This window comes from Pseudomonas sp. Colony2 (genome assembly GCF_019382755.1).
Lineage (GTDB): Bacteria > Pseudomonadota > Gammaproteobacteria > Pseudomonadales > Pseudomonadaceae > Aquipseudomonas.
In genome coordinates this window covers 3803587-3811281 of the sequence record NZ_CP080030.1, presented here as the reverse complement: position 1 = coordinate 3811281, position 7695 = coordinate 3803587, and the positions used below count along the sequence as shown (strand labels likewise).

Below are 7695 nucleotides of genomic sequence, written 5' to 3'. Positions count from 1 at the left end.
GGTTAACGGGGCCCGCAGATCAAAATCAAAAGCAGATCAAAAGCAGAGCACAGCGGCCTACCGGCCGGCTTGAGTGTTTAACAGCCAGATCAAAAGCCAGAGCGAATGCAGATCTGCTTTTCTGTGGGAGCTGGCTTGCCTGCGATGCAGACAACTCGGTACATCAGGTACTTCCAGTTGATGCTATCGCAGGCAAGCCAGCTCCCACATTTGACCGTGCCCGCTTTAGCTTTTGATTGTGCTGTTGCTCTAAAACACTCAAGCCGGCCGGGAGGCCGCTGTGCTCTTGCTTTTGCTCTGGCTTTTGATCTTGATCTTAGGCGCCCCGTTAAACCACGCTGGCCGAACGCAGGCTTTGGAGCGTGGGTAACCCGGCAGGACGCCGGGTTAGCCGTCCTGGGCCAAGGATGGCCCATGACGGCGGCCCACGGTCCAAAGCCGGAGTGAGGGCACACCGAGCCTGGGCGAGGTGCCGAGTGGTGGGGCAAGAGCGTTTTGCTTACTTTTGCGCTGTTCAAAAGTGAGCCGCTGTAAGAGCGGAACCAATAGCAGCCCTGACCGAAATAACGGATATGCACACACCACAAGCGAGCAAAAAAAAGCCCCGCGACCGAATGACGGCACGGGGCTAAAAATTGGCTGGATGCGACCAACCAAAGGAGCTCTTTAAGTCAAATCACTTGGCACTGGCAATCGTGGTACTCGGCTGCCACCCACCGCCCAACGCCTTGTAGATCGCGACGATCCCACGATACAGATCCACTTCGGCCTGAGCCTGGGAATCCTCGGCGGCCAAACGCTCACGCTGCGCGTCCAGCAACACCAGGAAGTCCACCGTCCCTTCGCGGTAACGAATCTCCGCCAGATCCGCAGCAGCCCGGCTCGACTCACTCTGACGAATCAGCGAGACCAACCGCTGCTGGCGTTTGCCGTAATCACTGAAGGCATTCTCCGATTCTTCCAGCGCCAGCAACACCTGCTGCTCATAAGTCGCCAGGGCGCCATCCGCCTCGGCATCCGCACCACGCAACCTTGCCCGCACACTGCCCAGGTCAAACGCCGCCCAGGTAATGCTCGGACCCAGCGACCAGGCATTCGCCGCCGCCGACCCAATCTGCGAACCCCGCCCAGCGGTAAACCCGAGGAACCCACTGAGGCTCACCCGCGGAAACAGATCAGCCTTGGCCACCCCAATCCGCGCCGTGGCGGCTGCCAACTTACGCTCGGCACTGAGAATGTCAGGACGACGTTGCAGCAGTTGCCCCGGATCACCAATTGGCAACGCCTTGGCAATCGCCGGCAAATCTTTCGGGCTCAAATCCACGCTCAACTTGTCCGGCCGCTCACCGAGCAGGGTAGCGATACGATTACGCTCGCGAACTTCCTCGGCCTGCAGCTGCGGCACACTGGCTTCTACAGCCGCCAGACGCGCATCGGCCCGTACCACATCGAGTTGATCGCCCACACCGGCGTCCCGCAGGCTGACGGTGATACCGCGCGAATCCTCCTGGTTTTTCAGGTTGGCCACCGCGATTTTTTCGCGCAATTGCGCGCCCCGCAGTTGACCGTAAGCGTCCACCAGCTCGGCAATCATCGTCACTTGCAACTGATACAGGTCGGCTTCGGCAACCTGTTGGTCAGCGTCGCTGGCCTCCAGGTTGCGGCGGATGCGGCCGAACAAGTCCACTTCCCAGGCCATGTCCAGGCCCAGGTCATAACGCTCGCTGTTGACACGTTGGGTGGTCTGGCCGGGGATCTGGCCTTTGCCCACATCGCTGCTGACACGGCTGGTGATCACCGGCATCACGTCATTGGCAGCGTCGTCACGAATCGCCCGGGCTGCCCGCAGGCGGGCAAATGCCACCCGCAGGTCACGGTTACCGTTCAGGGACTGAGTCACCAACTGGTTAAGGGTCGGGTCCTCGAACTGTTGCCACCAGATGCCTTCGAACTTCGCGTGGTCGTACTGCTTGGCATCGGCGGCGGCCGTTACGTTGGCCGCCTCCAGTGGCTGGGTTTTATAGTCCGGGCCCACGGCACAGGCGCTCAGCGCCAGTACCAGCAAGCTCGGCAAAAATACTTTCACGCTCATTGCTGTGTCTCCAGCTTCAAGGCCTTGGCCGCTTTGCGCGCTTCACCGCGTTCAACAAACCGGCGGATCAGTACATAGAACACTGGCGTCAGCAGCAGACCGAAGAAGGTCACGCCGATCATCCCGGAGAACACCGCCACACCCATGGCATGGCGCATCTCGGCACCGGCACCGCTGGACATCACCAGAGGCACTACACCCATGATGAAGGCGAACGAGGTCATCAGGATCGGCCGCAGACGCAGACGGCAGGCTTCCAGTACCGCAGCGAGCGGATCGAGGCCTTCCTGCTGTTTATCCTTGGCGAACTCGACGATCAGAATCGCGTTCTTACAGGCCAGGCCCACCAGGACGATCAGGCCGATCTGGGTGAAGATGTTGTTGTCGCCGCCAGAGATAATCACCCCGGTGATGGCCGACAGCAGGGTCATCGGTACGATCAGGATCACCGCCAGTGGCAGGCTCCAGCTTTCGTATTGGGCGGCCAGTACCAGGAACGCCAGCAGTACGCAGAGCGGGAACACGAACAGCGCAGTGTTGCCCGAGAGGATTTGCTGATAGGTCAGGTCGGTCCACTCGTAGGTCATGCCGTTGGGCAGTTCGTCTTTCAACAGTTTCTCGATCGCCGCCTGGGCCTGGCCGGAGCTGTAGCCCGGTGCGGCGTTGCCGTTGATCTCGGCGGTGATGAAGCCGTTGTAGTGCATCACGCGGTCCGGGCCCGAGGTGTCGCTGACCTTGATGAAGGTCGCCAGGGGAATCATCTCGCCTTTGTTGTTGCGCACTTTCAGCTGGCCGATCTGGTCTTCATCCTGGCGGAACTGTTGCTCAGCCTGCACGTTGACCTGATAGGTGCGCCCGAAGCGGTTGAAGTCGTTGGCATACAACGAGCCCAGGTAGATCTGCAGGGTGTCGAAGATGTCGCTGATCGCCACGCCATGGGTCTTGGCCTTTTCGCGGTCGATGGCAGCATCGACCTGGGGCACGTTGACCGTGTAGCTGGTGAACAGGCCGAACAACTCAGGCACGCCACGGCTCTTGGTAATGATGTTCTGCACTTCTTTGTACAGCTCGTCGTAACCCAGGTTGCCACGGTCTTCGACCTGCAGGCGGAACCCGCCGATCGTACCCAGGCCCTGTACCGGCGGCGGTGGGAAGATCGCCATGTAGGCTTCCTGGATGCTGCTGTACTTGCCATTCAGTGCACCGGCAATCGCACCGGCAGACAGGCTCGGGTCTTTACGCTCATCGAACGGCTTCAAGGTCACGAACACGATGCCGTTGTTCGGGCTGTTGGTAAAACCGTTGATCGACAAGCCGGGGAAGGCGATCGCGCTTTCCACGCCGGGCTGTTTCATGGCGATGTCGGACATGCGCTTGATCACGTCTTCGGTACGGTCCAGGCTCGCGGCGTCCGGCAATTGCGCGAAGGCCACCAGGTATTGCTTGTCCTGGGCCGGTACGAAACCGGTCGGCGTGTGGGCAAAGCCCATCCAGGTCAGGACCATCAGGCCGGCGTACAGGAACAGCGCGATACCACTGCCGCGGATCACCCTGCGTACCGTGCCGACGTAACCATGGCTGGCCTTGTCGAAGAAGCGGTTGAACGGTTTGAACAACCAGCCACCCAGCATCCTGTCGAGGAACCTGGAGAACCCGTCTTTCGGAGCGTTGTGGCCTTTGAGCAATACCGCTGCCAGTGCGGGCGACAGGGTCAGCGAGTTGAACGCCGAGATCACGGTCGAGATCGCAATGGTCAAGGCGAACTGCTTGTAGAACTGGCCGGTCAAGCCGCTGATAAATGCCGCTGGAATGAACACCGCACACAGTACCAGCGCGGTCGCGATGATCGGGCCGGTTACTTCGCTCATGGCCTTTTCAGTGGCCGGGAACGGTTCCAGGCCCAATTCGATGTTCCGTTCGACGTTCTCCACCACCACGATGGCGTCGTCCACCACGATACCGATCGCCAACACCAGCCCGAACAGCGACAGCGCGTTGAGCGAGAAGCCAAACAGGTGCATCACCGCAAAGGTACCGATCAACGATACCGGCACCGCCACCAATGGAATGATCGACGCACGCCAGGTCTGCAGGAACAGGATCACCACCAGCACCACCAGGATCAGTGCTTCGAACAGGGTGTGAACCACGGCCTCGATGGAGCCACGTACGAAGACGGTAGGGTCATAGGCGATGCGGTAATCCATGCCCTCCGGGAAGCTCTGTTTCAGCTCCGCCATCTTGGCGCGCACTTCATTGGAGATGTCGATTGCGTTGGAGCCCGGGCGCTGGAAGATCGGGATCGCCACGGCCGGCTGGTTGTCGATCAACGAGCGCAGGGCGTACTGGCTGGAACCCAGCTCAACCCGTGCAATGTCCTTCAAGCGCGTGATTTCGCCGTTGGCGCCGGCACGGATGACGATATTCTCGAACTCTTCCTCAGTGACCAGTCGGCCCTGGGTGTTGACCGACAGCTGGAAGCTGGTGTCATTCGGCGCAGGTTGCGCGCCCAAGGCACCGGCCGCCACCTGGCGGTTCTGTTCGCGAATGGCCGTGACCACGTCGGTGGCGGTCAGGTTGCGCGAGGCGGTCTTGTTCGGGTCCAGCCACACACGCAGGGAGTAATCGCCCATGCCGAACAGTTGCACATCACCCACGCCGCCCAGCCGTGCCAGCTCATCCTTGATATTGAGGATCGCGTAGTTGGACAGGTAGAGCATGTTGTAGCGCTGGTCGGGGGAGGTGATGTGCACCACCATGGTCAGGTCGGGAGAGGCCTTGTCCACGGTAATACCGATGCGCGTCACTTCCTCGGGCAGTTTGGGCTGAGTCCGGGTTACCCGGTTCTGCACCTGCACCTGCGCGTTGTCCAGGTCGGTGCCCAGGGCGAAGGTGATGGTCAGGGTCAGCTTGCCGTCGGCGGTCGATTGCGAGGACATGTACAGCATGTTCTCGACGCCGGTGATGGCTTGCTCCAGAGGCGCGGCCACGGTTTCACCGATGACCTTGGGGTTGGCGCCCGGGAAGTTGGCACGGACCACAACGGTCGGCGGCACCACTTCCGGGTATTCACTGATTGGTAGCTGGAACAGTGAAATCGCGCCGGCGATCAGGATCAGCAGCGACAGCACCGCTGCGAAGATCGGCCGCGAAATGAAGAACTTGGAAAAATTCATCTTGAGTCGTATCCCTTAACCGCGTGGAGTCGCGACACTGGCGAGCTTGGGCGCGGCTTTATCCGGCGCCACTTGCTCCAGGTTGCTGGCTTCAAGCGCTTGTCGTTGTTGTGCCAAGGCGGCGAGGGTTTCCTTGCTGGCCATCGGGATGGTTTCCGGAGCAACCGGCGATCCCGGGCGAACGCGCTGCAAGCCCTTGACGATGATCGTGTCGTCCTTGGTCAGGCCGCTGCGCACGATGCGCAAACCTTCGATCTTCGGACCCAGCTCCACGGCGCGATAGGCCGGCTTGTCGCCGTCCATCACCAGTACGAACTTCTTGCCCAGGTCGGTGCCCACGGCTTCGTCGCTGATCAGCACGGCGGAGTAGGTGCCGCTGCCCACCAGCTTCAAGCGGGCATACAGGCCAGGGGTGTATTCGCCCTTGCTGTTATCAAACACAGCGCGACCACGAATGGTGCCGGTGGCCGGGTTGACCTGGTTGTCGACGAAGTTCATCTGGCCCAGGTGCGGGTTGCCGTCTTCATTGGACAGGCCCAGGTACACCGGGGTAGTCGCGCCACGGCGACCCTGGCGCGCGAGTTCGGTGTACTTGAGGTACACACGTTCATCGGCGTCGAAGTAGGCGTAGACCTTGTCGGTGGACACCACGCTGGTCAGCGCGGTGACATCGGCGGTCACCAGGTTGCCGGCGGTGATCTCGGCACGGCTGACGCGGCCGCTGATGGGCGAGCTGACACGGGTGAAGCTCAGGTTCAGCTTGGCCAGGTCCAACTGCGCCTGGATGCCGGCGACAGTCGCATGGGCTTCCTGGGCGGCGGTGGTGCGCGAGTCGGCCAGCTCGGCGGAGATCGCATTGCTCTGGCGCAGGCGTTCGCCGCGCTGGGCTTCGTTATCGCTGCGGGTGGCGGCGGCCTTGGTTTGTGCGAGTTGTGCTTCGAGGCGGCGCACTTCGGCCTGGAATGGGCGTGGGTCGATCTGGAACAACAGGTCGCCTTTCTTGACCAAGGCACCTTCGGTGAAGGCGACCTGATCGATCTGGCCCGACACGCGCGGACGGATCTGCACGGTTTCCGGCGCTTCGAGCCGGCCGGTGAATTCGTCCCACTCATTGACCGGTTGTTCCAGCACCTTGGCCACGCTGACGTGGCTTGGTGGCATGGCGGCTGCCTGTTCGGGCGCTTTGCCGCAGGCGCTCATCACCATCACGGCCAAAATGGCCAAGGGATAGCGCAAATGTTTGAGTGACTGTTCCATGAGGTGCATCCGCCAATGTATTTAAGATGGGCGGATCATGCTCGGCAGGGTGCTATCTCACGAATCGAATGAAACAAAGGTAACTATCATTCGGAATGATATAAGCGTAAAGCGAGCCCTCTAGCATGGGGCTTTCGTTAGGGAGCTATCAATGCTGTTGATGACAAAGGACTGTTGCGCAAGATGCAAGGAACAGCGCGCCGCATAAACTGTCGGGCGTGTCTGCTATTCAAATGTACAGAGCGCCGGGTTGGTTGCCGTGCATTCGTTGCCTGACCATGCGCTGCCCAGAGGCCTGGCATTGACCTGGTTTTTCAGGGTCATGCTTACCGGTTCATGGTTCTGATCCAGGTAGTGGCATGCCACAGACGACTGGCCCTGGCTGCTTTGGATCACCGCCTTTTCAAAGTGGACCTGTTGCAGGTCCTTCTGCTCTGTCATCGGGTTTTGCCCGGTCCATTGCCGACCGTCCGGGCCGGACGCAGTGTAGGCGACCACTTCCCCGGTCGGCGTCTTTTTGAACGCGTCTTTAAGGGCATGGGTGGGCGGGCAGGCACCAGTGCCAGCGTAGACGTTGCCCATCAACGCCATCAGGGTAATCACGAGGGCTGAGGTTTTCCTGAGCTGCCTGTTCATCACGCGTGCTCCTGGTCTGGAGTAACTGTGAGGTAAAGACTAGCCCAAACAGGCAACGCCGGAAGGTGCTAAATCCACACGTCGTTGATTGCCGTACGCTCGCCACCCTCGCTGCCGGTGTTCAGCACGCCGCAGGGTTCGATCAACAGCAACTTCACCTCACCCAATGCGTGCGGCTTGTGCTCGACGCCCTTGGGCACCACGTACATTTCCCCTTGGCCGATGGTCACCGCGCCGTCGCGGAAGTCGATGCGCAGGGTGCCTTCGAGGACGATAAAGGTTTCATCGGTGTCGGCATGGTCGTGCCAGATGAAGTCACCTTCAATCTTCACCACCTTGAACTGGTAGTCGTTCATCTGCGCAACGACCTTGGGCGCCCATTGCTCGCTGAACAGGGCGTATTTCTGGGCGAAGTTGATCGAGGCGTAATTCGTCGAAGTGTGGGAGGCGGGCATTGTAGGTTCCAGGGTTTCAGGACATTGGAGCCTTAAGTTAGGCCCAACGGCCCGCCGGATATTGAATGATCGTGCAGCG

Annotated in this window: 5 protein-coding genes and 1 pseudogene; 1 reads left to right on the top strand and 5 read right to left on the bottom strand. The window is 60.4% G+C overall.

Features of this window, described 5'->3' with window-relative positions; genetic code table 11:
• Positions 1-236 (top strand): annotated as a pseudogene (locus JV201_RS15035) (hypothetical protein); the annotation flags it as partial.
• Between the two features lie 440 nt (positions 237-676).
• Here JV201_RS15035 and JV201_RS15030 read toward each other — a convergent pair.
• The 5 genes from JV201_RS15030 to JV201_RS15010 all read right to left on the bottom strand — a co-directional run bounded on the left by JV201_RS15030 (position 677) and on the right by JV201_RS15010 (position 7616).
• The gene (locus JV201_RS15030) at positions 677-2092 is read right to left on the bottom strand and encodes an efflux transporter outer membrane subunit (protein ID WP_177069490.1); all 1416 of its coding nucleotides are present in this window, start codon (positions 2090-2092) and stop codon (positions 677-679) included.
• Complete coding sequence (locus JV201_RS15025) at positions 2089-5268, bottom strand: efflux RND transporter permease subunit (protein ID WP_003210869.1); 3180 nt, start codon at positions 5266-5268, stop codon at positions 2089-2091. Before JV201_RS15025 ends, JV201_RS15030 begins: the two co-directional genes overlap by 4 nt.
• 15 nt (positions 5269-5283) lie before the next feature.
• Positions 5284-6525, bottom strand: a complete 1242-nt coding sequence (mexE, locus tag JV201_RS15020; protein WP_003210867.1) for a multidrug efflux RND transporter periplasmic adaptor subunit MexE — start codon at positions 6523-6525, stop codon at positions 5284-5286.
• Between the two features lie 225 nt (positions 6526-6750).
• Positions 6751-7161: a DUF3757 domain-containing protein gene (locus JV201_RS15015; protein ID WP_219405635.1), complete on the bottom strand. Its 411-nt coding sequence runs from the start codon at positions 7159-7161 to the stop codon at positions 6751-6753.
• 68 nt (positions 7162-7229) lie between these two features.
• Positions 7230-7616: a cupin domain-containing protein gene (locus JV201_RS15010; protein WP_102369141.1), complete on the bottom strand. Its 387-nt coding sequence runs from the start codon at positions 7614-7616 to the stop codon at positions 7230-7232.
• Positions 7617-7695 lie beyond the last annotated feature (79 nt).

Excerpts from the sequence above, each read along its gene's own strand:
- JV201_RS15030 (WP_177069490.1), bottom strand. The coding sequence starts at position 2,092 with ATGAGCGTGAAAGTATTTTTGCCGAGCTTGCTGGTACTGGCGCTGAGC.
- JV201_RS15025 (WP_003210869.1), bottom strand. The coding sequence starts at position 5,268 with ATGAATTTTTCCAAGTTCTTCATTTCGCGGCCGATCTTCGCAGCGGTG.
- mexE (WP_003210867.1), bottom strand. The coding sequence starts at position 6,525 with ATGGAACAGTCACTCAAACATTTGCGCTATCCCTTGGCCATTTTGGCC.
- JV201_RS15015 (WP_219405635.1), bottom strand. The coding sequence starts at position 7,161 with ATGAACAGGCAGCTCAGGAAAACCTCAGCCCTCGTGATTACCCTGATG.
- JV201_RS15010 (WP_102369141.1), bottom strand. The coding sequence starts at position 7,616 with ATGCCCGCCTCCCACACTTCGACGAATTACGCCTCGATCAACTTCGCC.